The organism is Agrobacterium sp. CG160-95 (assembly GCF_053521725.1).
Genome location: NZ_JBNWDU010000003.1, coordinates 382201 through 406152 on the forward strand (window position 1 = coordinate 382201; position 23952 = coordinate 406152).

At 60.2% G+C, this 23952-nt stretch carries 21 protein-coding genes; 6 read left to right on the top strand and 15 right to left on the bottom strand.

What is annotated here, in order from left to right:
- The first annotated feature begins 71 nt into the window (after positions 1–71).
- The 3 genes from ACQZ63_RS13140 (at position 72) to ACQZ63_RS13150 (ending at position 3050) form a co-directional block, all read left to right on the top strand.
- Entirely contained in the window at positions 72–1250 is a 1179-nt protein-coding gene (locus ACQZ63_RS13140) for a hypothetical protein (RefSeq protein ID WP_448799257.1), read from the top strand.
- 103 nt (positions 1251–1353) lie between these two features.
- Positions 1354–1995, top strand: a complete 642-nt coding sequence (locus ACQZ63_RS13145) for a DUF1007 family protein (RefSeq protein ID WP_004430943.1) — start codon at positions 1354–1356, stop codon at positions 1993–1995.
- Complete coding sequence (locus tag ACQZ63_RS13150) at positions 1989–3050, top strand: nickel/cobalt transporter (protein WP_173994369.1); 1062 nt, start codon at positions 1989–1991, stop codon at positions 3048–3050. Before ACQZ63_RS13145 ends, ACQZ63_RS13150 begins: the two co-directional genes overlap by 7 nt.
- On the opposite strand, the gene ACQZ63_RS13155 is transcribed toward ACQZ63_RS13150, so the two are convergent.
- The 4 genes from ACQZ63_RS13155 to ACQZ63_RS13170 all read right to left on the bottom strand — a co-directional run bounded on the left by ACQZ63_RS13155 (position 3041) and on the right by ACQZ63_RS13170 (position 5504).
- A complete protein-coding gene (locus ACQZ63_RS13155; RefSeq protein WP_003516247.1) occupies positions 3041–3280 on the bottom strand; it encodes a hypothetical protein in 240 nt (79 codons plus the stop codon). The genes ACQZ63_RS13150 and ACQZ63_RS13155 overlap by 10 nt on opposite strands.
- Complete coding sequence (locus ACQZ63_RS13160) at positions 3267–3959, bottom strand: GNAT family N-acetyltransferase (RefSeq protein ID WP_019566970.1); 693 nt, start codon at positions 3957–3959, stop codon at positions 3267–3269. The genes ACQZ63_RS13155 and ACQZ63_RS13160 overlap by 14 nt, the downstream gene beginning before the upstream one ends.
- Before the next feature lie 100 nt (positions 3960–4059).
- Entirely contained in the window at positions 4060–4755 is a 696-nt protein-coding gene (locus tag ACQZ63_RS13165) for a tellurite resistance TerB family protein (protein WP_003516244.1), read from the bottom strand.
- A gap of 110 nt (positions 4756–4865) precedes the next feature.
- Positions 4866–5504: a 2-dehydro-3-deoxy-phosphogluconate aldolase gene (locus tag ACQZ63_RS13170; RefSeq protein ID WP_003516242.1), complete on the bottom strand. Its 639-nt coding sequence runs from the start codon at positions 5502–5504 to the stop codon at positions 4866–4868.
- Between the two features lie 171 nt (positions 5505–5675).
- Here ACQZ63_RS13170 and ACQZ63_RS13175 point away from each other — a divergent pair, with 171 nt between their 5' ends.
- The 3 genes from ACQZ63_RS13175 (at position 5676) to trhO (ending at position 8114) form a co-directional block, all read left to right on the top strand.
- Positions 5676–6164 (top strand): CYTH domain-containing protein, encoded by a 489-nt coding sequence (locus ACQZ63_RS13175; protein ID WP_025595043.1) that lies wholly within the window; start codon positions 5676–5678, stop codon positions 6162–6164.
- On the top strand, positions 6148–7056 hold the full coding sequence (locus ACQZ63_RS13180) for a CHAD domain-containing protein (protein WP_112154119.1): 909 nt from the start codon (positions 6148–6150) through the stop codon (positions 7054–7056). Before ACQZ63_RS13175 ends, ACQZ63_RS13180 begins: the two co-directional genes overlap by 17 nt.
- A gap of 101 nt (positions 7057–7157) precedes the next feature.
- The gene (gene trhO / locus ACQZ63_RS13185) at positions 7158–8114 is read left to right on the top strand and encodes an oxygen-dependent tRNA uridine(34) hydroxylase TrhO (protein WP_448799258.1); all 957 of its coding nucleotides are present in this window, start codon (positions 7158–7160) and stop codon (positions 8112–8114) included.
- A 101-nt stretch (positions 8115–8215) separates the two neighbouring features.
- On the opposite strand, the gene ACQZ63_RS13190 is transcribed toward trhO, so the two are convergent.
- The 11 genes from ACQZ63_RS13190 to ACQZ63_RS13240 all read right to left on the bottom strand — a co-directional run bounded on the left by ACQZ63_RS13190 (position 8216) and on the right by ACQZ63_RS13240 (position 23931).
- Positions 8216–10465, bottom strand: coding sequence for a bifunctional diguanylate cyclase/phosphodiesterase (locus ACQZ63_RS13190; RefSeq protein WP_003516234.1), 2250 nt, complete (start codon positions 10463–10465; stop codon positions 8216–8218).
- 196 nt (positions 10466–10661) lie between these two features.
- On the bottom strand, positions 10662–11441 hold the full coding sequence (locus ACQZ63_RS13195) for a MetQ/NlpA family ABC transporter substrate-binding protein (protein WP_003516232.1): 780 nt from the start codon (positions 11439–11441) through the stop codon (positions 10662–10664).
- Positions 11442–11494: 53 nt separating this feature from the next.
- Positions 11495–12163, bottom strand: a complete 669-nt coding sequence (locus ACQZ63_RS13200) for a methionine ABC transporter permease (RefSeq protein WP_003516230.1) — start codon at positions 12161–12163, stop codon at positions 11495–11497.
- The gene (locus ACQZ63_RS13205; RefSeq protein WP_013762329.1) at positions 12153–13253 is read right to left on the bottom strand and encodes a methionine ABC transporter ATP-binding protein; all 1101 of its coding nucleotides are present in this window, start codon (positions 13251–13253) and stop codon (positions 12153–12155) included. The genes ACQZ63_RS13200 and ACQZ63_RS13205 overlap by 11 nt, the downstream gene beginning before the upstream one ends.
- A 295-nt stretch (positions 13254–13548) precedes the next feature.
- On the bottom strand, positions 13549–14178 hold the full coding sequence (locus ACQZ63_RS13210; protein WP_003516226.1) for an NAD(P)H-dependent oxidoreductase: 630 nt from the start codon (positions 14176–14178) through the stop codon (positions 13549–13551).
- Positions 14179–14463: 285 nt separating this feature from the next.
- Positions 14464–15843 carry a GH1 family beta-glucosidase gene (locus ACQZ63_RS13215; protein ID WP_065663377.1) on the bottom strand — a complete coding sequence of 460 codons (1380 nt, stop codon included), beginning with the start codon at positions 15841–15843 and terminating at the stop codon, positions 14464–14466.
- 770 nt (positions 15844–16613) lie between these two features.
- Positions 16614–17924 (bottom strand): xylose isomerase, encoded by a 1311-nt coding sequence (gene xylA / locus ACQZ63_RS13220; protein ID WP_003516221.1) that lies wholly within the window; start codon positions 17922–17924, stop codon positions 16614–16616.
- A gap of 240 nt (positions 17925–18164) precedes the next feature.
- Positions 18165–19619 carry a xylulokinase gene (xylB, locus tag ACQZ63_RS13225; protein ID WP_111842248.1) on the bottom strand — a complete coding sequence of 485 codons (1455 nt, stop codon included), beginning with the start codon at positions 19617–19619 and terminating at the stop codon, positions 18165–18167.
- Between the two features lie 103 nt (positions 19620–19722).
- The gene (locus ACQZ63_RS13230) at positions 19723–20745 is read right to left on the bottom strand and encodes a LacI family DNA-binding transcriptional regulator (protein ID WP_013762325.1); all 1023 of its coding nucleotides are present in this window, start codon (positions 20743–20745) and stop codon (positions 19723–19725) included.
- Positions 20746–21111: 366 nt separating this feature from the next.
- Positions 21112–22695 (bottom strand): DHA2 family efflux MFS transporter permease subunit, encoded by a 1584-nt coding sequence (locus ACQZ63_RS13235; protein WP_448799259.1) that lies wholly within the window; start codon positions 22693–22695, stop codon positions 21112–21114.
- A gap of 30 nt (positions 22696–22725) precedes the next feature.
- Positions 22726–23931: an HlyD family secretion protein gene (locus ACQZ63_RS13240; protein ID WP_019566960.1), complete on the bottom strand. Its 1206-nt coding sequence runs from the start codon at positions 23929–23931 to the stop codon at positions 22726–22728.
- Positions 23932–23952: the final 21 nt, after the last annotated feature.

A 23952-nucleotide genomic window follows, 5' to 3' on the forward strand; every position in this document is an offset into this window, starting at 1 on the left:
ATATGTCGCCCCTGAAACTTTATTAACCATCCAAATATAAGATATTGCTTAATTAGAGACCGGAGATGCAAATGCGGCTGGGAGGATACATCGCGCTTGTTCTTGGGCTTGCCTGCACCTGCGGTGCGCAGGCGGGGGAAAACGCCGATGAACACAATATCACCTATAAAACCGGCATCGGCTACGACACCAATTACTTCGGCGATACCAACCGGCTGAAGGCGATTTCGCTGCGCGCGGGCTTCGGGCTCAACGGAAAGTTCGCGCTTGATGGCACGGAACTGCGTTATTCGCTCGAGCATGAGGAGGTTCGCCTCCCCCGTTACCGTTTTGCCAATGAACACAACACCATTGCCAGCCTGGGGCTGACCAGGCGTCTGTCGGAGCGGCTGGAATGGGCCGTGGAACTGCGTGGCACACGCAGCGATGCCGGCGATATCTTCCTGCATCTGCCGGAAGAAGACATCGGTTACCGGCGACTGGACCACAAGCTGGAGGCATCGACACAGCTCGCCATCCTTGCTCTTGGCGGAAAGAACACGCTGACGGCGGGTTTTGCCAGTTTGATGAAAGGCAGGGCGCGTTTTCGTCCGGCCTATTTCGAGCCCACCCGCCTGGAGGCCAATGAAGCGCTCTTGTCGCTCAAGGCCGAACATGTGCGCCCGCTGGCCGGCGGCGAGGCCGGACTGACAATTGCTTATGACCGCATTGTCGTGCCGGAAAGCCAGCAGGAGAAATACGAGCGTTTTCCGGCCAGCACATTGCGGGGATCACTTGCCTACGGTTACAAGTTCTCCGAACGCTTCGCCGTTCTGGCCGAAGGGGGCCTGACGACGATTTCCGGCGACGATATCAGCGACAAGGTGAAGCGCACCCGGCCCTATCTCAGGGCCGAAGCCGAGGTGAAGGCTACCGACCGCATCGCCTTCGGTGCTGGCTTCTCCCAGGATTACGCGCTTTTCGACCCTGATGATCCCATTGCCGAGTTCCACCGCCGCTGGCAGTTCGTGGTTAAAAGCAAGCTCACCGACAAGGTGGGGCTGGACCTTGCGCTGCAGCGTGTCCACAAGGACTGGATCTATTACAATTACGACACCAGCGAACGCAGGCTGGTGGCCACACTGTCCTTCGACACCGGCAAGAACAGCAAGCTGGAGGTGGAATTCAACCGCCTTCTGCATGGCGAGCGCGACACCGACCTGTCCTATAGCGGATCGAGCGTCACCTCGCGTTTCACCGGCACCTTCTGAAACATTGGGCAGCCACATCACCAAAGCGCATATCAGGTCGAAATTCGGTCCCAATTTCTGCTAGAATCCAGCTCCGAGATTCGAAGGCAGGACAGACCGGATAATGAACAGACGACTTTTGCTCCTTGCGGCTGGCCTGACCTCCATTCCCGTTGCCGCCGCGGCACATCCGCATATTTTCGCCGAAGCGCGCATGGAAATCGTCGAGGGGCCGAACGGTACCATCCAGGAGGTGCGCAACATCTGGCGTTTCGACGAGATGTTCTCGGCAAGCGTGGTGATGGATTACGACAAGAACGGCGACCTGAAGCTGGACAAGAACGAGCTGGCCGAAATCGGCAACACCGTGCGTGAATCGCTCGGCGAATATTCCTACTACACCTTCATTACCGCCAACGGAAAACAGGTGGATTTCGCAAAGCCCGACACCATTCATGTGGACTACAAGGACAAGCAGATCCTGATGTTCTTTTCCGTCAAGCCAAACACGCCGCTTTCCATCAAGGGCAAGCTTAGCTTCGGCGCGTGGGACCCGACCATGTATACGGCGATCGATTTTGCGAAAGACGGCGATCTGGCGACCGTCGGCAAGGATCTCGCCGCCTGCAAACACCATGTCGTGCGTCCCGACCCGGACGAGGTGATCTCGCAAAACCAGAGTTCGCTCACCGACGCCTTCTTCAATGACCCGACCGGCACCGACATGACCAAACTCTTCGCCACCCGGCTGGAGGTGACATGCTGAGCCGAAACGGGCGCCTTTGCGGACACCTGACCATCGCCGCGATCTGCGTGCTGGCTGTGGCAGGTGCTGCCCATGCGCAATCGCCGCTCGGCATAGGCTCGGCCGAGCCGTCCTTCGCCCCTGGCGGGCCGTTCGCGCCGCTGATGCAATGGATCAACGTGCACCAGCAGATGTTCTACCGGGCGCTGACCGGTGCCCTGAAAGCCATGCGCGAAGACAATTGGGCGATGGCATCGCTGGTTGGCCTCTCCTTTGCATACGGGGTCTTTCATGCCGCCGGTCCTGGCCACGGCAAGGCTGTCATCTCTTCCTATATGATCGCCAATGAAACGCAGCTGAAACGCGGCATTCTCATTTCCTTCATTTCAGCACTCATTCAGGGCGCAATGGCCATAGGCCTCGTTGTCGCAGCCTGGCTCGTGCTGCGCGGCACCTCCATCACCATGACGAAAGCCACGCAGGCAATGGAGATCGCCAGCTTTGCCATGGTGGCGCTCTTCGGCGCCTGGCTTCTGCTACGCAAGCTCTGGTCGCTGCGCATCCGGCGCGTACCTGTTGCAGCCTTCGCCGTTGCGGGGGAAGCAACAGCAGTCAGAACCACGGGCATGGGCACGGGCCTCAGGTTTCAGGGCAAGCCGGTTTTCGCGGACCACGCCCATAGTGGCACAGGTGATCTTTGCGTCTCCTGCGGAAAATCGCACGCGCCCGATCCGCTGCTTCTCAAAGGCAAGAATTTCAGCATGCACGAAGCGTGGTCGGCGATCATCGCAGTTGGCCTGCGGCCATGCTCCGGCGCCATCATCGTCATGAGCTTTGCGCTCTTGAACGGGATTTTTCTCGGCGGCGTGCTTTCCGTGCTTGCCATGTCGCTGGGTACCGCCATCACCGTATCGCTGCTTGCCATCATGGCCGTCTCGGCCAAGGGGCTTGCCGTGCGCTTCGCCGGCCCCGGAAGCCGCAGGGCAGCGGGCATCGGCCACGCGATCGAGATTGCCGGTGCGCTGTTCGTGCTTTTGATGGGCCTTATGCTGCTTGGCGCGTCGCTTCAGTTCTGACTGTCGCGGCGGCGCTGGTAGCGGGCGCGCAGCCAGAACAGCAGGAAAAAGCACAGCACCACCACCGAGCCAAACGCCGCCGCAAGAAAGGGCGAATAATCCCCCAGCCACAGCATGATTTTCGGCATCACGTAAAACACCAGCCCGAAACCAAGGATGATGCCAGCGGCTGCAAGGCCCGGCGACCAGTCTTTACGGCCAGAGCCAGCCTTCTTTTCAGGCGTGGTCATGGGCGAGCTCCGCGCGGATATCCTCAAGCTTGCGCTTCTGCGCGCCATCGGCCGTGAAATTCTCCGGCGAAAGCCAGATTTCAAACGCCTTGCCAATCAACGGCCATTCGCCGTCGATCATGGAAAACCACGCCGTATCGCGGTTGGCACCCTTGGAGATCATGTGCTGGCGGAACACACCCTCGAAGGTGAAGCCGTAACGCTTCGCCGTGATCTTGGAGGGTTCGTTTTGATTGTGGCATTTCCACTCGTAGCGGCGGTAACCCAGATCCTCGAAAACGTGTTTCGCCATCAGATAATGCGCTTCGGTCGAAAGCGGCGAGCGCTTCATCCTGGCGCCATGGGCAACCGAACCGACCTCGACCACGCCATTGGCGGGATCGGGCCGCATGTAGCTTGCCATTCCGACGACGTCACCGGTGGCATTTTCAACGAAAACCAATGTCACCCAGTTGAGTTTATCACCCGCGTTGACAAGCCAGTCACCAAAGGCTGCAGCATCGGCAAAGCCGCTTTGCGGGAAATATTTGAGAAGCGCATTGACCCCCTCACCACCAAGCGCAGTCCAGAGCCTTGCAAGATGCCTGTCGCGATCAAACGTTTCCGCCGTCACATAACGGCCCTTCAGCGTCACCGGCTGCGGCGCCGGACATCCCTTAAAATCACTCAGATCGCGCATTCTCTTCCCCATTGTCTGGGAGAAGGATTAGGCCAAGCGGGGCTGGATGACAACAGTGCATATACGGCAGGGGGGCGTGGTTCACCCCCCTGTTCTAACCTCAAACCTTCGCCGCCACCACCGTCGACTCGATATGATCGACCAGCGCATCGGGCAATCCCAACCGCCCGGCAAGCAGATCGAGATAACCGCGCTCAGCCCGCGTATCGGCCTCTATGGCAAGACGCGAGGCGGTGTAGATTTCCACCTTCTGCTCCTCTGTGCGGGCAGCAGCCACCAGTGCGTCGATATCCAGAGGATCGGCCAGTTCCTTTTCGAGGAACCGCTCGGCTTCAGTGTCGAGGCCGGACACCTGCACCTTATCCATGATGTTGGCGCGCTCTTTTTCGTCGATATGGCCGTCTGCCTTGGCAGCGGCAATCATCGCCTGGATGAGTTTCAGCGCAAAATCGTTGGAAAGGGCGGGAGATTGCGGATGGAAGGCGGAATCGGCGGGCGGGGCGAGAAGCTCCGGCTCGGGTTTTGGAGCTACTTCAGGCGCCTGCCCGGATTTGTAATTCTTGTAGGCGAGATAACCGAGACCGGCGATGGCCGCAACGCCGCCGATGGTGGCGACATTGCCGGCGAGCTTGCGGCCGGTCTTGGTGCCCAGAATGGCGGCGGCAAGCGCACCTGCCTTCATCGGATTGTTCTTGGCGATATCGGCGGCCTGCCCGGCTCTGTCACGGACGCTTCCCGAAAGGCCCGGCACCTGTGAGCCGAGGAATTGTTCAAGAAGCTTCTTGGCGTCGAACATCAAAATCTCCTGTGAGGGTAAAGTCTACACGGGAAGATAGGGAGCCATGGCACGAATACAAATGACAAACCCGCTCACGCCTTCGTGAACGGGCTTGAAGAAGTAGTAGATCAGCCGCGCAGTGCTGCGGCTTCGGCGGCGAGCCTGGTGATGCCGGCCCAGTCAGCCGTTGCCACCAGTTCGCGCGGAGCAACCCAGGAACCGCCGACACAGACGACGTTCGGCAGGGAAAGATAGTCATTGGCATTCTTCAGCGAGACGCTGCCGGTCGGGCAGAACACCGTGCCGGCGAGCGGCGAGGACAGTGCCTTGAGGTATGGCGCGCCACCGGCCTGTTCCGCCGGGAAGAACTTCAGCACCTTGTAGCCTTCGTCGCGCAGCGCCATGACTTCGCTTGCCGTGGCGGCCCCTGGAAGCAGCGGCACGTTGGAGGCGCGCGCAGCTTCCAGCACGCTTTTGTTGATGCCGGGGCTGACGATGAAGGTGGAACCGGCTTCGGCGGCCGCCTCGAAATCTTTGGCGTTGAGGATGGTGCCAGCGCCGACATGGGCGCCCTCCACTTCCGCCGCAACCGCACGGATGGCATCGAGTGCCGCCGGCGTGCGCATGGTGATCTCGATTGCCTTCAGGCCACCTGCGACCAGAGCGCGCGCGAGCGGCACGGCGGAGGCGGCATCATCCACGATCAGCACCGGCACGACCGGCTGCAGCTTGAGGATGGAGAGCAGTTTTTCGGAGTCCTGGGCCAAGATAAGCCTCCCTTGCGCGATTGAAACGATTGAAATCCGGTTTATCGATTAGCCTGCCCCGGCCTTGATGTCGAGGCATGGCAAGACCATTTTTATCCAGATACTTCAATCTATTCGCTTCTTTATGACGTCTTCATGCGATAATCTGGCGCACCGGTATACGGAGACAGCATGGCCAAGGAAATCGAGCGGAAGTTTCTGGTTGCAGGCGATGAATGGCGTAATGAAGTGACGCATAGCATGGCTTTCCGGCAGGCATATGTTGCCTCGCTGGAAAATCGTTCGGTCCGGGTCAGGATCGTCAACGGGCTTGACGCGACACTGACCATCAAGATCGGCGCGAGTTCGCTCGTCCGCGATGAATATGAATATTCCATTCCACTGAATGACGCGGAAGAATTGATGGCCAGCGCCCCCGGCGTGGTGATCGAGAAGATGCGCCACACGGTTGATCACGGTGGATTCACTTGGGAAGTCGATGTTTTCGAGGGTAAATACAAGGGGCTGATCGTGGCGGAGGTAGAGATGGACGACGAGAACGCCAACCCCGATCTGCCCTCCTGGCTTGGCAAGGAGGTAACGGGCGACCGTCGCTTCTCCAACCAGTCGCTCGCCATGGACTGTCCCCACGGAGACTTGGCGGATGCCCTTCAGGATTGACCCGAACAAACCGTTCGACGATGAAATCCGCCGCGCGGGACTGGAACTCATCGAAGAGGCGATAACCAGCCTTCGCGACCAGCCTTCCGGGCGCCATGAGGCAGTGCACGATGCCCGCAAGCGGTTCAAACGGCTGCGCGCCCTCTACCGCCTCATCGCCAGGGCAGCACCCGATTTCAGCAAAGAGGAAAACGCCCGCTTTCGCGACATCGCCCGCTCGCTCGCTTTTGCGCGGGAAGCGACGGCGCTGGTGGAGACGGTGGAGTATCTCGAGACTTTCGCGGCCTCCACGACGCAAGGAAAGGCGCTGCGATCGATCGCGACAGTCCTGCGCAAGCGCCGTGACCACGCCATCGAACATGAGGCAGGTCTCGACGAGGCCATTGCGGCCGCCATCGCCGGCTGCGAGGAAGCACGCAAGAAGCTGAAGGCAGTGTCGCTTCCGGACGAGCTTAAGGATGTGACAAGGCTGGTGAAGACCGGGTGGGCGAAGCAGAGGAAGAGGGCGCGTAAAGCACTTGCCGACTGCCATGAGCAGGCCGACGTCGAACATTTCCACGAATTGCGCAAGGCGGGCCAGGCCTACTGGATGCATCTCGGCCTTCTGCGCCGCCTCTGGCCATCGGCCATGCGCGCCAAGCGGGCCGACACCAAGCGGCTGGTCGACATCCTCGGCCACGAGCACGATCTTTCGGTCCTTGCAGCCTTTGCGGACCGGGAACCGGAGCGTTTCGGCAATGGCGAGCGACTGGCTCTGCTTCTCGATGCAATCATTCAGAGGCAGCAGGCGCTGCGCGGAGATGGCCTTGAGCTGGCAAACGAAGTCTTCTCCGAATCCGCCAGAACCGAAAGCCGCATCGTCGGCCTTTTATGGCGGCAGGCGGCGAAGTAGACCGGAAGGCCCGAAGAGACTGAGAATTTGACGATTTTCAAAATAGCGGTAGCGGCGGATAAATATTGATTTGCGGCCGCCGCCGCTGTATTTCAGCGGCCATGACCGACACCACCATTCTCCCCCGCCCGGAAGCCGCCCCTCATCCCGCTGGCGATTTTCTCGTGGCTGCGCTTTATCATTTCGCCCGCCTGCCGCGGTTTGAAAGCCTGCGCGACGAGCTGTTTCAGCTTTGCCGGGAAAACGGCGTCAAGGGCACGCTGCTTCTGGCGGCGGAAGGCATCAATGGCACCATTGCCGGGCCGGATGCGGGTGTGCGCGCCATACTTGCCTTCCTGCGTGCGCAGCCGGAATTTACGGCGCTGGAACATAAGGAAAGCCGGGCATCGAGCATGCCCTTCGTGCGCATGAAGGTGAAGCTCAAGAAAGAGATCGTCACCATGGGCGTGCCGGACATCGATCCCAACCGCATCGTCGGCACCTATGTCGATCCGCGCGACTGGAACTCGCTGATCTCCGACCCGGACACCATCGTCATCGACACCCGCAACGACTACGAGACCGCGATCGGTCTCTTCAAGGGTGCGGTGGACCCGAAGACCAAGACCTTCCGCGAGTTTCCCGACTGGGTAAAGAACAATCCCGGCCTGCACAACAAGCCGAAGATCGCCATGTATTGTACCGGCGGCATCCGCTGCGAAAAGGCGACCGCCTTCATGAAGGAACAGGGGTTCGATGAGGTCTATCACCTCAAGGGCGGCATCCTGAAATATCTGGAAGAGGTGCCGGAAGAAGAGAGCCTGTGGGAAGGCGCCTGCTTCGTGTTTGACGAGCGCGTCTCCGTCGTCCACGGTCTTGCCGAAGGCGATCACAAGCTCTGCCACGCCTGCCGCAACCCGATCACATCGCAAGTGCGCCAATCCCCGTTGTTCGAGGAAGGTGTGTCCTGCCCGAGCTGTTACGACGACCGGACAGAAGAGGACCGCCAGAGGTTCCGCGACCGGCAGCAGCAGATCGAACTGGCAAAGAAGCGCGGCGAGCGCCATCTGGGGCGCTAAAGCGGATCGGCGGCCAGCCACGGCACGTCTTCACGGTGAGAAGGCTCTTACGCGATTAACGACTTGATCGCTCTGCCCCCGGATGAGTGACGGAGTGTGGATCACCCTTTTGCCCCTGCCCGAAGCGCAAACAGCGGCGCCGTCTGCTCCTCCAGCATGGCGGTAATCTCTTCAGCGGCGACGGGTTTTGAGAACAGGTAGCCCTGCAATTCGTCACAGCCACACAGATGCAGGATAGCCGCCTGTTCTTCGGTCTCGACGCCCTCCGCCGTGACCGGAATATCGAGAGATTTCGCAAGCGCCACGGTTGCCTGCAACATTTCCAGCGACCGCCCGCCCTGTTCCAGGGCCATGACCAGCGACCGGTCGATCTTCATGCGGTCGAAACCGAAGCGGCGCAGATATCCGACGCTGGCGAAACCGGCTCCGAAATCGTCGAGCGCTATATGCAGGCCAAGCTGTTTCAGCTTGTCGATTGCCGCACTTGCCCGCTCCGGATTCTGGATGAAATAGCCCTCGGTCATTTCCAGCCGCAGCCTTGCGGTCGGCGTCTGCGTGGCGGCGAGAATATCCGCCACGTTGCCGGAAAAGGCCGGATTGCGGAACTGAACGGGTGAAATATTCACCGAGAGCTTGATGGAGGGCCATTGACCCGCCGTCTCGCAGGCCTTGCGCAGCACCAGCAGGCCGAGCCGCTCGATAAGGCCACTGGTTTCGGCAGCGGCGATGAAGATATCCGGCGGCACGAAGCCGTATCCCGGCCTTTGCCAGCGGGCAAGCGCCTCCACCCCGGTTATACTGCGCGTGGCGGCATTGACGACCGGCTGGTAGACCACGGATATCTCGTCATTCAGGATGGCATAACGCAGATCGGCCTCAAGCTGCAGCTTCTCCTCGCGCAGCGCGTCCATTTTCAGCTCGTAGGCGACGTAACGCCCACGCCCGTTTTCCTTGGCCTGATACATGGCCATGTCGGCGCGACGCAGCAGTTCCTCACCGTTGATATCACCGGCTCTGGAGACGGAAGTGCCGATGCTGCAACCGATGCTCGCCACACGCTCGCCGATGCTGAACGGCTCGGTGAACAGTTCGAGCAGCGCCTGGCAGAGCTTGCGGCCTTCCGACCACACGTCGTTGCCCTGAATGGCGATGGCGAATTCGTCGCCGCCGAGCCGCGCAAGCACGGCATCTTCCGGCACAAGCACCCTGAGCGCCGCCGCAACGCCCTTGATCAGTCGATCGCCGGCAGCGTGACCGTAGGAATCGTTGATCTCCTTGAAACCATCAAGATCGAGGTAAAGCAGCTTGATATCGGTCTTGTCGTGGCGGGCCTTGCCCACCATGCGGTTCAGCTTGGAAAACAGCCCGGCGCGGTTGCTGAGCCCGCTCAGACGATCGCGCAGCGCCTCTTCCCTCGCCGCCGCTTCGTCAGCCTTCAGCCGGTCGAGCGTCGCCGAACCGATGATGAGAAGTACGAGAAAGAACGTTCCGGCAATGCCGAGTGCCGTGAAGACGACCGGCCGGGCCTCATGGAAGCTCACGTCCCCCGGCAGCTGGGAGCGCCAGACGAGCCGCGCCAGCACATCACCAAGCGGATTGACGACATCCACATGGTTGGTCGCCGGTCCGTCGCCATATTGCAGTTGTAGACCATCGATGACGTAGTTGCGGGCCAGCTTGTCTACCGTCGCCTGTTTGAGATGACGGGCGAAAATCAGATATCGCCGCTCGGATCCAACCGGCGGCAAGACCCCGGATTTGAGTCGCACCAGCGCGACACCCGTAGCCGCGACGCCGTCGCGGGTTTTCACGAAACCGGTGACCTGCGACGCGATGCCGGGACGCATAGAGCGCACCCGTTCGATCATCTCCTTGAGGCCTTCTGCGAAATAGTCATGGGGCTTCCAGGCAACCGGCTTGCCGTTCTGGTAGGCCATGCGGACCTTGCCGTCTTCGTCGAGGACGACGGCGGTATCGAAAAGATCGCTGTTGACCGTCATCTCGCCATAATTGCTCGCCACCCAGTCGAACCTGTCGGGGGCGTAGACATAGTCGGCGGCATCGTCCCAGGCGGCGTAGTCGTTCAGCGTCGCGCCAAGCTGGTCGCGGAAGGTGACAAGGGCGCCCGCCGTTGTCTCGCGCGAGCGGGCATTGTCGAGCGAGTTCGCCCTTTCCCTGACCTGGCTAAGAGCAGACAAGACCAGCGCGGTGACAATGAGAAGCACCAGCGCAAATGTGGACAATACGACGCCGACGGCGGTTCTACGCCCGACCGGCAAATATTCCCCAATGTTTCGCGGCGCAATCCGCATAAAATCCCCTTCGAAAGCATCATCTTGCGAAGGAAACATTCAAAAGCCGTTAAGTTGGATTGTGGCGACGCCACAAAAAACAACGGGTATAAAACGACAGTAGGGGTGAAATAGAGAAAAATTCTCCCCACAATGGTGGGGGATTTTCATAAAAACCGCGGATGCGTTCGCCCCGCAAACAAAAAACCTCCCCCGCGAACGGGAGAGGCTGCAACTTCAATCGTGTCAGGCCGGATTACCAGGACGGAATGACCGTGCCGTTGAACTTCTCCAGAATGAAGGCCTTCACTTCCGGGCTGTGGTAGGATTCCACCAGCGTCTTTACCCACGGCTTGTCCTTGTCCTGCGCACGAACGGCGATGACGTTTGCGTAAGGGGACTTTTCGCTTTCGATGGCGATGGCGTCCTTCTTGGGGTTCAGGCCTGCTGCAGTGGCATAGTTGGTGTTGATCACCGACGCGTCGGTGTCATCCAGCGAGCGCGGCAACTGCGCAGCGTCAAGTTCGACGATCTGGATGTTCTTCGGGTTTTCGGTGATGTCGGCAGGCGTTACCTTCAGACCGGCTTCTTCCTTGACCTTGAGCACACCCTTGGAAGCGAGAACGAGAAGCGCACGGCCGCCATTGGTCGGGTCGTTCGGAATACCGACCGTCGCGCCGTCCTTCAGCTCGTCAAGGCTCTTCACCTTCTTCGAATAAACGCCCATCGGGGTGGTGATGGTGGTGCCGACGCTGACGAGATCGAACTTGCGGTCAGCGATCTGGTTGTCGAGGTAAGGCTGGTGCTGGAAGGAGTTGGCCTGAAGCTCACCGTCTGCCAGTGCCTGGTTCGGCACGACGTAGTCGGAGAACTCGACGATATCGATGTCCAGTCCCTTGGCGGCGGCGATCTTCTTGACCTGTTCCATGATCTGCGCGTGCTCGGCAGGTGTAACACCAATCTTGATGGTTTCGGCAAGCGCCTGACCGGCGGTAAAGAGAGCGGCGAGCGAAGCCGCGAGGATGATTTTCTTCATGGATGTCTCCTTGGGTTTGTTGTTCTTGGGTTTGTTGTTCTTGAACGGTTTTATCAGTTCTTGCGGGTGCGCTTGTCGAAGCTGCGGGCAAGCCGGTCGCCGGCGCTCTGCACGAGCTGCACGAGCACGATCAGCACCAGCACCACGACCAGCATCACGTCAGGCATGAAGCGCTGGTAGCCGTAGCGAATGCCGAGATCACCCAGCCCGCCGCCGCCGACAGCACCGACCATGGCCGAATAACCGATGAGGCTGACGAGCGTGAGGGTAAGCGCCAGCGTGATGCCCGGCTTTGCTTCCGCAAGCAGGACCTTGGTGACGATCTGCAACGGTGTTGCGCCCATGGCGCGGGCCGCTTCGATCAGGCCCTTGTCAACTTCGCGGATCGCCGCTTCCACCAGCCGCGCGATGAAAGGCACGGTGGCAACCGTCAGCGGCACGATGGCCGCACTGGTGCCGATGGAAGTGCCGGCGACCAGCCGCGTGAAGGGAATGATCGCCACCACCAGAATGATGAAGGGCGTGGAGCGCGCCGCATTGACGACAAGGCCGAGGATGCGGTTCGTCATCGGCGCGGGGAAGAGTTCGCCTTTGCCGCTGGTGGCAAGGAAAACGCCCATCGGCACGCCGATGATGGAGCCGACGATGCCGGCGACCGCGACCATGTGCAGCGTTTGCAGAAGACCCTTCGACAGAAGGTTGAAAAGCATATCAGGCGACATAACCGAGCACCTCCGTGTGAAGACCGGTCTCAGTATAAAAGCGGCCGGCGCGGGCGGTGATTTCCGCCGTGGCCGGATAGGACACAACCAGCGAGCCGAATGGTTCGCCGGAAATTTCCTCGATGGTGCCGGCAAGGATGTTCACGTCAGGACCGATTTCCGCAACAAGACGCGCGGTCAGCGGCTGGAATGCCGTTTCGCCGAAGAACACCAGCCGCACGAGAACGCGGTCACCCTCCGCGGCTTCCGGCTTCAACCCTGATGTAACCCAGTGCGGCAGCTTAACCCCGACCGAGGACGACAGCAGGCTGCGGGTCGTCTCGTGTTTCGGCGCGGTGAAAATATCGAAGGTGCGCCCCTCCTCCACGATCAGGCCCCTGTCGATGACGGCGACCTGCGAGGCGATGGTCTTCACCACCTCCATCTCGTGGGTGATGAGCAGCACTGTCAGCCCAAGTTCGGCATTGATCCGCTTCAGGAGTTCAAGGATGGACTGGGTCGTCTCCGGATCGAGCGCGGACGTCGCCTCGTCCGACAACAGCAGCTTGGGTTGCGTCGCAAGCGCGCGGGCGATGCCGACACGCTGCTTCTGCCCACCCGACAGTTCCGCCGGATAACGCTTCGCCTTGTCGGAAAGGCCGACGAGTTCGAGCAGCGGCGTTACCCGCGTTTCGATCTCTTTTTTACCGAGACCGGCAATTTCTAGCGGCAGCGCCACATTGTCGAAAGCGGTGCGCGACGACAGGAGATTGAAGTGCTGGAAGATCATGCCGACGGAACGGCGAAGGGTCCTCAGACTCTTCTCATCAAGGGCGGCAACATCGACGCCGTCGACGACCACCCGGCCGGACGACGGTTTTTCAAGGCCGTTGGCGAGGCGGATGAGGGTGGATTTGCCGGCACCAGAGCGGCCGATGATGCCGGTGATGGAACCCTTCGGCACGACATAATCAATGCCGGCGAGGGCTGCGAAGCCCGGCTTGCCATCGCTGCCGCCAAAGGTCTTGGTCACGCCTTCAAACGTGACCATCGCGTCCTTGGCAGTCTGCGGTGCGCGCGCGAGCGATGTCGCGTTGGATGAAAAACTCATTGGGAACTCTGCGAAAACTCTTGACGGATCGGGTCTCAAAAAATCCTGTTGCGGTGCTGAACCGCTCTCTTCATGCAGCCTTCCGGCACATTCGATGACAGCTGATTTTCCGGGTCATTTCGTCAGGCTTTCACTCAGAAATGCCGGGGATCGGCAATTCGATGGCGCATACTTGCCCGCAGGCGCCATCTTTTAACAGGGATGATTTTTCAATTATCTGAAATCAGAGAAAAAATCTACCGCAAAGCCGTCTGTGCGGCCCTGCGGCAGTCAAGACTTCGCGAGAGCGTGAAAATCAGACGCGGCTGACGAATTCCTCAAGCGGGCGGCGGACCTTCTTCAGGTTCACCAGCCAGTCGCCTTCCGGCTCGCGGTATCCGAGCGGCAGGATGGTGACGGAGCGCAGGCCCTTTTCACGCAGGCCGAGGATTTCATCCAGCTTGGCCGGATCGAAACCTTCCATCGGTGTGGAATCCACACCCTCGAAAGCAGCCTGCGCCACCGCCATGCCGAAACCAATATAGGCCTGACGGGCTGCGTGTTCGAAATTCACCTGCTCATCACGCTGCGGATAGGAGGAGAGAAGCTTCTGACGATACGCTTCCCAGCCCTCGTTCTTGACGCCACGCTCTTCGTTGACCAGATCGAACATATGGTTGATCCGCTCTTGCGTGTAGTTATCCCACGCCGCAAACACCAGAAGATGCGAGCCTTCAGTCACCTGCGCCTGGTTCCAGGCGATCTCGCGGATCTTTGCGCGCACTTCCGGATCGGTAACGACGATGACTTCGAACGGCTGCAACCCGCTGGAAGTCGGCGCCAGCCGGGCGGCTTCGACGATGCGCTCGACCTTGTCTTCCGCAACAGTCTTGGAAGGATCCATTTTCTTGGTGGCATAACGCCAGTTGAGTTTTTCGATAAGCATGTTCGTTTTCCCTGGGAGGACCAGCCCGCACCGCTCCGGATGAGGCAGCAGCAGGCGCTACGTCTGCGTAGCCTGCCTGACATAGGAGACAGGATGGCAGGCGCAAGCAGGCACCGCCGGGTAACTGGCAAAAAAGTTTGGAAAACTGATAGTAAGGTGGAAGAACTTTATTGGGGAGAGCGATCGTGTGCTTTCCTGGTGAGGAATACGGCAGGTAAAGTTCACACACGAGCCAGCCTTTCCACCCTCATCCCTGTGCTTGTCACAGGAATGAGGGAGAAAGCCTCACCCCTTCATCACACCGTGGTTCCCCTTCGGAAAACCCGATGCCAGCGCGCTGTACCATTTGCCGCTGTTCTTCAGCGTACGAACCTGCGTTTCGTAATCCACGTGAACGAGGCCAAAGCGCATGCGGTACCCTTCCGCCCATTCGAAATTGTCCATCAGGCTCCAGGCGAAGTAACCCCGCATGGGGTAACCGTCCTTCACCAGATCAGCAACGATACCAAGATGTTCGGCGTAATAGTCAAGACGGGGTTGATCATCCACCTCGCCGTTTTCGACGCCCATATTGTAGCAGGCGCCATTTTCGGTGATGTAGCAATCGGGCAGCTCGTAGCGCTCGTAAAGCGTCTCCACCAGCGAGTGCAGCGCCGGCGCATAGACTTCCCAGCCGATATCGGTCTTGACATCGCTGACGGCCGGGGCTGGTTTGGTGGCAGGGAATTCCGCACCTTCGGTGGCGTCGTCGGCAACGCGCATCGGTGTATAATAATTCAGGCCCCACCAGTCGAGCTTCTGGCTGATGATGGACAGGTCTTCCGCCTCCACCACCGGCATGCGGCTGCCTAGGGCCTCCATCATTTCGGCCGGATATTCGCCCTTGAAGACCGGATCGAAGAAGGCACCGTTGTGGAACTGGAATGCCCGTTCAGCTGCCTTCAGGTCGGCGTCGCTATCGGAGGCCGGGATGACGGAATGGGCGTTCAGCACCAGTCCGACCGGCACCTTGGGCGCAACATGGCGGGACGCCTCGACGCCGAAACCATGGGCAAGGTTGATGTGGTGCATGGCCGCAAGGGCTGCTTCCATGTTGCGCTCGCCCGGCGCATGGATGCCATAGAGATGGCTGAGCCAGACCGCACACCAGGGCTCATTGAAGGTCGCCACCGCATCCAGCCGGTCGCCCAGCCGTGCCATGACGGTCTTGGCGTAACGCTGGAAGGCATGGGCGGTGGAACGCGAGGCCCAGCCGCCGTCGCCCATCAGTGTCAGCGGCAGGTCCCAATGGTAAAGCGTCGCATAGGTCTTGATGCCGCGCGCCTTGCAGCCATCGACGAGGCGGTCGTAGAAATCCAGCCCCTTCTCGTTGATCGGGCCGAATCCATCGGGAATGATGCGCGGCCAGGCAATGGAGAAACGATAGGCCTCGACACCCATTTCCTTGATGAGATCGAGATCATCCTCCCAGCGATTATAGTGATCGCAGGCAACGTCGCCATTGTGGCGCCCGAAGACATGTCCCGGCATGTTGCAGAAGGCATCCCAGATGGATGGCTTGCGGCCGTCAACCTTGGTGGCACCCTCGATCTGGAAGGAGGCGGTCGCCACGCCGAACAGGAAATCGCCGGGGAAACGGGCTGCAAGCGCTTTGTGATCGGTCATCGGATAGGCCCTTTCGTCATCCATCGAGCGTCAAAAGATGGAGAGCGGTTTAGACCAAGTCAGCAATGAGGTACAGCCGCAGGCACGCAAAATCTGCAACGTTTCAGCAGCGCGGTTAAGATATCCAAAGCGCTTTAGGTACACGAAAGTCGCCGCAACGGTTGCCCGGCGGCGGGAGAATGACAGCCCGGCAAATGCGGATGGGAGTTGAGTGTGGTGGAAAGTCTTGCATCTGCCGGGCCGCGCCTTGTTTGACCGGAATGCCGGTCCATCGGTGACAGACTTTTCACGACACCTACCGGATCGGCCCTTCCCGCTGCTGGCAATTGCGGGACGCCTTTCCGGAACGCGGTTTGCCAGAACCACGCTTGTCGATGCCGGCAGCCGGTCCGCGAAAGGCGCCGCGCGTATCGCCCTTCCGTTCCGGTTGCAGGGGAATGATGCAGCAAAATGGACGGGTGGGGACATGCGGGGAAAGGTTTTGCGGTAAGTGACTGGAAAGAAAGGAGGGGTGGCGCGGAAATGTTCTCGCCTTTGGCAGCAGACGGCGAGCATGCCCCCTTAATCCGGCTATCGCAGCCTTCTTAGTCTCATTTTATGGAATGTTATCTGCAGCATAGGGCCCTGAGACCGCACGGGGGCCGTACACCGCAGATACGACGTCATCCTCGGGCGTGTCGCGAGGATGACGGAGGAGAGGTTTTGCGGCTTTAACCAGCCTATAGACGGGGGATGCTCCCCCGTCCTTTGTTTATGAACGTACCAGCCCGTCAAACGTAACGATTGACGACGTTCTCCAGATATTCCTGACGACCGGACTTCGGCTCGGGGTTGATATCCTGGCGCTCGACCAGCGCTGCGATTTCTTCGAGCTTCAGCTCGCCGCGCAACATCTTCTGGGCTTCAGGTGCGTCCCACTTCGCGTAACGCTCCGAAAGCGGCTTCGACAGCGCGCCGTCCTCGATCATCTTCGCCGCCGCCTTAAGGCCGCGGGCGCAGCAATCCATGCCGCCGATATGGCCGATCAGCAGGTCCTGCGGATCGAGCGACTGGCGACGCAGCTTGGAATCGAAGTTGGTGCCGCCATTGGTGAAGCCGCCGCCCGCCAGCACGTGGTAATAGGCCAGCGCCATTTCAGGTACGTTGTTGGGGAACTGGTCGGTATCCCAGCCAGACTGGTAATCGTTGCGGTTCATGTCGATGGAGCCGAAAATGCCGAAGGCATTGGCCATGGCCAGTTCGTGTTCGAAGGAATGGCCGGCGAGGATGGCGTGACCCTGCTCGATATTGACCTTCACTTCCTTTTCGAGACCGTTCTTCTGCAGGAACGCATAAACGGTTGCGACGTCGTAGTCGTATTGGTGTTTGGTCGGCTCCTGCGGCTTTGGCTCGATCAGGATCGTGCCTTCGAAACCGATCTTGTATTTGTATTCCACAACCAGATTGAGGAAGCGGCCGAGCTGGTCCAGCTCGCGCGAAAGATCGGTGTTGAGCAGCGTTTCGTAACCTTCACGACCGCCCCATAGAACGTAATTGGCGCCGCCGAGCTTCTTGGTGGCATCCATGCAGGTCTTCACCGTCGCAGCCGAGAATGCGAAGACATCCGGGTCCGGATTGGTCGCGGCACCCGACATGAAGCGGCGGTTGGAGAACAGGTTCGCCGTGCCCCACAGAAGCTTTACGCCGGTATCAGCCTGCTTCTGCGCGAAGTAGTCGACGATCTCGTTGAGGTTCCTGGTGTTTTCGGCAAAGTTCCTGCCTTCCGGGCGCACATCGGCGTCGTGGAAGCAATAGAACGGCGAACCGAGCAGCGAGAAGAATTCAAAGGCGACATCGGCCTTCAGCTTGGCGGCCTGCATGGTGTCTTCAAACCACGGACGCTGGAACGTCTGCCCACCGAATGGGTCGCCGCCCGGCCAGGTGAAGGTGTGCCAGTAAGCCACGGCAAAGCGCAGGTGATCTTCCATACGCTTTCCGGCAACGATCTCGTCGGGGTTGTAATGGCGGAAGGCGAGCGGGTTGGTGCTGTCGGGGCCTTCATATTTGATCTTGGCGATATCGCCGAAGAAGCCTGTGCTCATTGGATGGTTCCTCCTCTGGGGTGGGTTTAGGTGGTGTTCAAAAATTCGAGGTCTGCTCGGGCCGCTTACCCCCTCTGTCCTGCCGGACATCTCCCCCACAAGGAGGGAGATCAGCAAGTTGCGCTCAACCGCTTCGATCGCGACCTCACAGGAGGACGTGACCTAGCCGCTTGTCGATCTCGCCCATTGCGGGGGAGATGCACGGCAGGGCAGAGAGGGGTGAACGGCGCACGCAAAACCTCAATGCGAAAGCGGCCGAATGGCGGGATAAAGCGCGTGATACCGCTGGTAAGCCTCCTCATAAGCATCGCCAAGCGCCACCACCGGCTCGATCGTCCGCGCCGTTTCCGGCTGCGTGCAGACTGCAACCGGATCTGCACCTGTTGCAGCGATGAGACCGAGGCGGGCGGCGCCGAAAGCGGCGCCGAAATCGCCCTCGGCCGGAATATCCACGGGCACACCGAGCGAAGTCGCGATCGAGGCCAGCCAATAGGCCGAGCGCGAACCGCCGCCGATGGCGGTGACGCGGGAAATGGAGGTGCCGGCCGACTTCAGCGCTTCGAGATTGTCACGGATGGCGAAAGTCACGCCTTCCAGCACGGCCTGCGTCAGCGCCCTGCGGTCACTTTCATGCGAAAGGCCAATGAAAGAGCCGCGAATGGCGGCATCGTTATGCGGCGTGCGCTCGCCGGAAAGATAGGGTGCGAAAGTGACGCCGCTCGGCGCCAGAAGCTCGTCGCCCAGTTCACCCGTCAGTTCGGCTGCGGACTTGCCGGTGAGGCGCGAATACCAGTTGAGTGCATCGGTAGCGGACAGGATGACGCCCATCTGGTGCCATGTGTTGGGAAGCGCGTGGCAGAACGCGTGTACGGCGCTTTCCGGCTTCGGCAGATAGGAGGCGTTGGCGGCAAACAACACGCCGGAAGTGCCGAGCGAAACGAACGCGTGGCCCTCTTTCACCGTGCCCATGCCGCAGGCGGAAGCGGCATTGTCACCCGCACCGCCGGCCACCACGGCCTTGCCCGCAATGCCCCATTGCGAGGCGAGCTCGGCACGCAGCACACCTGCCTCCTCGGTGCCTTCGACCAGCGACGGCATGTGTTTTTCTTCAAGGCCGGTCGCCGCCAGAAGATCGGCAGACCATTTGCGCGCACCGGTATCCAGCCACGATGTGCCGGCGGAATCCGACATTTCCGAGATATATTCACCGGTCAGCCACAGTCGCAGGTAATCCTTCGGCAGCAGTACCTTGGCCACCTTCGCGAAGATTTCAGGTTCGTTCTTCGCGACCCAAGCCAGTTTCGGTGCGGTAAAGCCTGGGAATACGATGTTGCCGGTGATCTTGCGGAAGCGCGGATCGGCATCGAGTTCGGCAGCCTCGGCATAGGAGCGCGTGTCGTTCCACAGAATACACGGCCGCAGCACATTGCCGCTCGCGTCTATCAGCGTCGCGCCATGCATCTGGCCGGAAAGGCCGATACCTTTCACGGCAGCGAGTTCCTTCGCAAACTTCTGCTTCAGACCTTCGACTGCGGTTTTCGTGGCGGCGATCCAGTCCGCCGGGTCCTGTTCCGACCAGCCGTGATGCGGACGCGAGACCTCCAGCGAGCCGTTGGCCGAGCCGACGATCTTCTGATCGCCGTCCATCAGCAGGGCTTTGACACCGGATGTTCCAAGATCGAGACCGAGATACATGTAATTCTCCATTCCGGCGCTCCTTGCGCCACTTCAGCGGTTTTAAGGGTCACCGCATTTCCGGACGGAAAACCGGCGGCCACTTTTCCTGGAAATGCTCTCCTCAGGGCAGATTGTCCCTGAGGAATATGTCGATACGGATACGCTCCTGCGCGGCAATGACAGCGAGACCATCCGCGCGCGCTTTCAACACGCGAATGGCGCTGCGCACCTCATGCCCTGCATCCTGGTTGAGCACGGCATCGAGCACGCCTTCCCGCAGCGCATTGGCCGTGTTTTCGGTGAGCTCATGGGCGATGACGGATGGCGACCTTTCGCCCGATGACGCCCTGAGCGCCCGGATGAGGCCGCGATTACCGGCGCCGAGACTGTAGATGCCGGACAGCGCGTCGCTCGCAAGCGCCTTGGTGACCAGCGCCTCGACGGTGACGGGATCGTCCCGGCCTTCGAGGACCGGCAATAGTCGCAGGTCCGGAAATTCGCTTTCGATGACGGAGCGGAAGCCGTCTAGGCGTTCGCGATGGTCGCGCACCAGCATGGAGCCGGCAACGACCGCAATATCGCCGCCGCGCCCGGACAGGAAGCGCCCCATGAGGCTAGCCGCCGTGCGCCCGGCCGCAACGTTGTCGACGCCGGCATAATGGTCGCGGCGCGAACCGGAGAGATCGGAAACCAGCGTGACGGTGGCGATGCCATCTTCAGCCAGCCGGTCCGCGGCTTCGGCAACATCCTCAGAATCGGTGGCGACGAAGGCGACGCCCGACGGCTTTTCCCGCCGCGCGACTTCCAGCGCCTCCGTCAGTGCCGCGGCATTGAAAGGCGGCACCTCGATAACGCGGATCGCCGTGCGCTCCAGATGGGCGCGGGCGGCTGCGGCACGGACTTCGGCTCGCAGCGTCGCCATGAAGGAATTGTCGTTGCCGGGAAGGATGAAGACCAGTGAATAATTGCGACCCTTGGCCAAATTGGCGGCAGCGATATCGCGCACATAACCAAGCTCGGCAATCGCCGCCTCTACCCGCGCTCGAGTAGCGGCGTGAACGCCGGGGCGCATGTTCAGCACCCGGTCGATGGTGGCAAGGCTGACACCCGCCCGCTCGGCGATATCGTGAACTGTCGGCTTCATGTTTCCTCCCGTGCCATTTGAATATCCAGCTTTGCCGCCGTCGTAAACCGAAAAATGATGTACGTACCTCACATTTTCAGCAAGACGATGATTTCACTTTATTTCTACCTTTGAACTACGGGTGCGCGCCTTTGCCCGGCGTCATCCCTCGGCTTTTCCCAAGGATTTAGACACGTCAATAAAATCAACAGGCTGCAGAATATCGGGGCTGACCAACAACTTCCGTCATTTTACCTGGACCAAGGACTTGGGCGTACTGGATATCGGCGGAAGGACGGCATGAGGGAAAAGTATCGCGAAGCACACAAAAAAGGGGCCGTCATTTCCGACGGCCCCAGCTCTGCGGTGGATGGGAGGGGATTTTGTTCAGTGCGCCGCGTCTGGTGGCGGCGCTACCTTGGGTTTCTGGATCAGCACGGTCATGAAGATCAGGCTGCCGAACAGCAAAGTCAGCGCGAAGAACACATCCGCAAAGGCGAGTATCCACGCCTGCTGCGAGACCATGCCGACCAGCTTCTTGATCGCGACGGAAGCACCGTCCAGCCCGTAGGAATCATAGTTCGCGCCGACATTGTTCAGCCACTCCAGCGCCTGTGGATTGGAATAGCTGACATGTTCCGCCAGCCGCACATAATGATCGTCGGTGCGCTGCGACAGCAGGGTGTTGATGACGGCAAGGCCAACCGCGCCGCCGAGGTTGCGGGTGAGGTTGAACAGGCCCGAGGCATTGCGGATGCGCGCGGGCGGAAGCGTGCCGAGCGCGATGTTGTTGATCGGCACCATGCACATCATCAGTCCGAAACCGCGCAGGACCTGCGGGATCAGCAGCTCGTAGAAATCCCAGTCGGTAGTCACATGCGTCATGATCCACGTGCCGCAACCGAAGCTGATGAAGCCGATGGCCATCATGATGCGCGGATCGAGCTTGGTGGACACCTTGCCGGCAATCGGCGCGGTGAAGAACATGGCAAGACCGGAAACGAACATGGTCTCGCCGATCATCAGCGCATCGTAACCGCGCACGCGACCGAGATAGAGCGGGTAGAGATAGGTTAGCCCGTAAAGCCCTATGCCCATCACGAAGGAAAACAGCGAGCCGATGGAGAAATTTCGGTCCGCAAAGGCGCGGATGTCCACAACGGGGAAGTCCACCTTGAAGGCACGCCAGAAGAACACCACCGCACCGATGACCATGGCCACCGAACCGATGACGATATGCTCGTCGTTGAACCAGTCCTTGTTGTTGCCCTCTTCCAGCACGTATTCCAGAGAGCCGAGGAAGACGGCCATGGAGATCAGCCCCCACCAGTCGAACTTCTTCCAGAGCGAGGTTTCAGGCTTGTCGAAATCGATCAGGCTCCATGTCAGGATGGTGACGATGATGCCGGGAATGATGTTGACGAGGAACAGCCAGTGCCAGGAGAAGGCGTTGGAAAGATAACCGCCGACCGTGGGACCGATGGTGGGCGCAAGCGTGGCGACGAGACCGATGATCGGCGAGACGACCGAACGCTTGGAGGGCGGGAAAATGGTGAAGGCGGCCGCAAAGACCGACGGGATCATGCCGCCGCCGATAAAGCCCTGGATCGCCCGGTAGACGATCATCTGGTCGATATTGGTCGCGGTGGCGCAGAGCGCGCTCGACAGGGTGAAGCCGGCTGCGCAGGTGGCAAACAGCACGCGCGTGGACAGTATGCGCGCCAGCGTGCCCGACAGAGGGATCATGATGACTTCTGCGATCAGATAGGATGTCTGCACCCAGGCGATCTCGTCGGAGCCCGCCCCGAGACCTGCCTGGATTTCCGCAAGCGAGGCGGAGACGATCTGAATATCGAGAATGGACATGAACATGCCGAAGACCATCGCGAAGAACGCGATGAGCCTGCGCTTGTCCATGGGTGGATCGACGGGAACAGATACCCCGCCTGTGCCGACAACCGTAGCCGCCATGATCTTGCCCTCAACGACGCCCTGGTTGGCCTATGGGTTAACGTGCGCCGTTTTCGTGTTTTCCGGCGCCGTGCGGGTATCCACATCGACGACGACGCTCAGGCCCGCACGCAGATTGTGCTTGGCGAGATCTTCCTTTGAGAAGACGATACGCACCGGTACGCGCTGGATGACCTTGGTGAAGTTACCCGTGGCGTTTTCCGGCGGCAGCATCGAGAAGACCGAACCGGAACCGGGCGAGATCGACTGGACCGTGCCCTCAATGGTCTCGTCGTCGAAAGCATCCACATGGACGCGGACCTTCGAACCGGGCACCACGCGGGCCAGCTGCGTTTCCTTGAAATTGGCGTCGATATAAAGCTCGTTCAACGGCACCAGCGAAGCAAGGCGCTTGCCGACCGAAACGAGATCGCCCGTCTGCACCGCCAGATTGCCGATAACGCCGTCATAAGGCGCTTTCAGCACGGTGAAGGCCAGATCGCGGGCCGCCTTGTCCTTGGAAAGTTGCAGCGAACGGATGGTGCTTTCGGCTTCTTCGCGCTGGGCGCGAAGAAGCTCGACATTGGCTTTCGCGGACGAGATCGCCGCCTCGCCGGCTACGACATTCGCCCTGGCCTGATCGAGCGCGACCTGCGCGCTGTCGGAAGCGGCAACGGTGCCGACATCCTTCGCCTGCAATTCGGTGGCGCGCTTCTGGGTGATTTCCGCGCCGCGAAGGGCCGCATCCAGAGCGCCCTTCTGGGCAACGGCCTGTTCCTGCGCTGCCTCGCCGCCGATGATCTGCGCATCGATGCGCTTCAGCGACAGTTCCTCGGTGCGGATCTGCGCGTCGGCCTGTTCAAGCGCGATGCGATAGTCGCCGTCATCCAGAGTAACCAGCGGATCACCCGCCTTGACTTCCTGGTTTTCGACAACGTTCACCTTGGCGATGTAACCCGAAACCTTGGGCGCGATGACCGCGATATCACCCTGTATATAGGCGTCATCCGTCGAAACCATGAAGCGACCGTCGATCCACCAGTTATAACCGTACCAGCCGGCGCCGGCGAGAAGGGCGATCGCAAAGATCGGCAGAAGCGGCGAACGCTTCTTCTTCTTAGGTGCGGCAATTGTCTGTGGCGGCTGTTGCGGCGGGGCCTCCACCGGCTTTGCCGGAGAGGTCTCAGCCTTGGCGGAAACGTCCGCCTCTTCCGCATCGTTGACGGCGCGAACCGCGCTATTCTTCTGGGCCGACATGAGATTGTACCGTGATAAATT

What these genes read in the sequence shown, in the direction of transcription:
- ACQZ63_RS13140 (WP_448799257.1), top strand. Translation starts at nt 72, where the DNA reads ATGCGGCTGGGAGGATACATCGCGCTTGTTCTTGGGCTTGCCTGCACC.
- ACQZ63_RS13145 (WP_004430943.1), top strand. Translation starts at nt 1,354, where the DNA reads ATGAACAGACGACTTTTGCTCCTTGCGGCTGGCCTGACCTCCATTCCC.
- ACQZ63_RS13150 (WP_173994369.1), top strand. Translation starts at nt 1,989, where the DNA reads ATGCTGAGCCGAAACGGGCGCCTTTGCGGACACCTGACCATCGCCGCG.
- ACQZ63_RS13155 (WP_003516247.1), bottom strand. Translation starts at nt 3,280, where the DNA reads ATGACCACGCCTGAAAAGAAGGCTGGCTCTGGCCGTAAAGACTGGTCG.
- ACQZ63_RS13160 (WP_019566970.1), bottom strand. Translation starts at nt 3,959, where the DNA reads ATGCGCGATCTGAGTGATTTTAAGGGATGTCCGGCGCCGCAGCCGGTG.
- ACQZ63_RS13165 (WP_003516244.1), bottom strand. Translation starts at nt 4,755, where the DNA reads ATGTTCGACGCCAAGAAGCTTCTTGAACAATTCCTCGGCTCACAGGTG.
- ACQZ63_RS13175 (WP_025595043.1), top strand. Translation starts at nt 5,676, where the DNA reads ATGGCCAAGGAAATCGAGCGGAAGTTTCTGGTTGCAGGCGATGAATGG.
- ACQZ63_RS13180 (WP_112154119.1), top strand. Translation starts at nt 6,148, where the DNA reads ATGCCCTTCAGGATTGACCCGAACAAACCGTTCGACGATGAAATCCGC.
- trhO (WP_448799258.1), top strand. Translation starts at nt 7,158, where the DNA reads ATGACCGACACCACCATTCTCCCCCGCCCGGAAGCCGCCCCTCATCCC.
- ACQZ63_RS13190 (WP_003516234.1), bottom strand. Translation starts at nt 10,465, where the DNA reads ATGTTTCCTTCGCAAGATGATGCTTTCGAAGGGGATTTTATGCGGATT.
- ACQZ63_RS13195 (WP_003516232.1), bottom strand. Translation starts at nt 11,441, where the DNA reads ATGAAGAAAATCATCCTCGCGGCTTCGCTCGCCGCTCTCTTTACCGCC.
- ACQZ63_RS13200 (WP_003516230.1), bottom strand. Translation starts at nt 12,163, where the DNA reads ATGTCGCCTGATATGCTTTTCAACCTTCTGTCGAAGGGTCTTCTGCAA.
- ACQZ63_RS13205 (WP_013762329.1), bottom strand. Translation starts at nt 13,253, where the DNA reads ATGAGTTTTTCATCCAACGCGACATCGCTCGCGCGCGCACCGCAGACT.
- ACQZ63_RS13210 (WP_003516226.1), bottom strand. Translation starts at nt 14,178, where the DNA reads ATGCTTATCGAAAAACTCAACTGGCGTTATGCCACCAAGAAAATGGAT.
- ACQZ63_RS13215 (WP_065663377.1), bottom strand. Translation starts at nt 15,843, where the DNA reads ATGACCGATCACAAAGCGCTTGCAGCCCGTTTCCCCGGCGATTTCCTG.
- xylA (WP_003516221.1), bottom strand. Translation starts at nt 17,924, where the DNA reads ATGAGCACAGGCTTCTTCGGCGATATCGCCAAGATCAAATATGAAGGC.
- xylB (WP_111842248.1), bottom strand. Translation starts at nt 19,619, where the DNA reads ATGTATCTCGGTCTCGATCTTGGAACATCCGGTGTCAAAGCCCTGCTG.
- ACQZ63_RS13230 (WP_013762325.1), bottom strand. Translation starts at nt 20,745, where the DNA reads ATGAAGCCGACAGTTCACGATATCGCCGAGCGGGCGGGTGTCAGCCTT.
- ACQZ63_RS13235 (WP_448799259.1), bottom strand. Translation starts at nt 22,695, where the DNA reads ATGGCGGCTACGGTTGTCGGCACAGGCGGGGTATCTGTTCCCGTCGAT.
- ACQZ63_RS13240 (WP_019566960.1), bottom strand. Translation starts at nt 23,931, where the DNA reads ATGTCGGCCCAGAAGAATAGCGCGGTTCGCGCCGTCAACGATGCGGAA.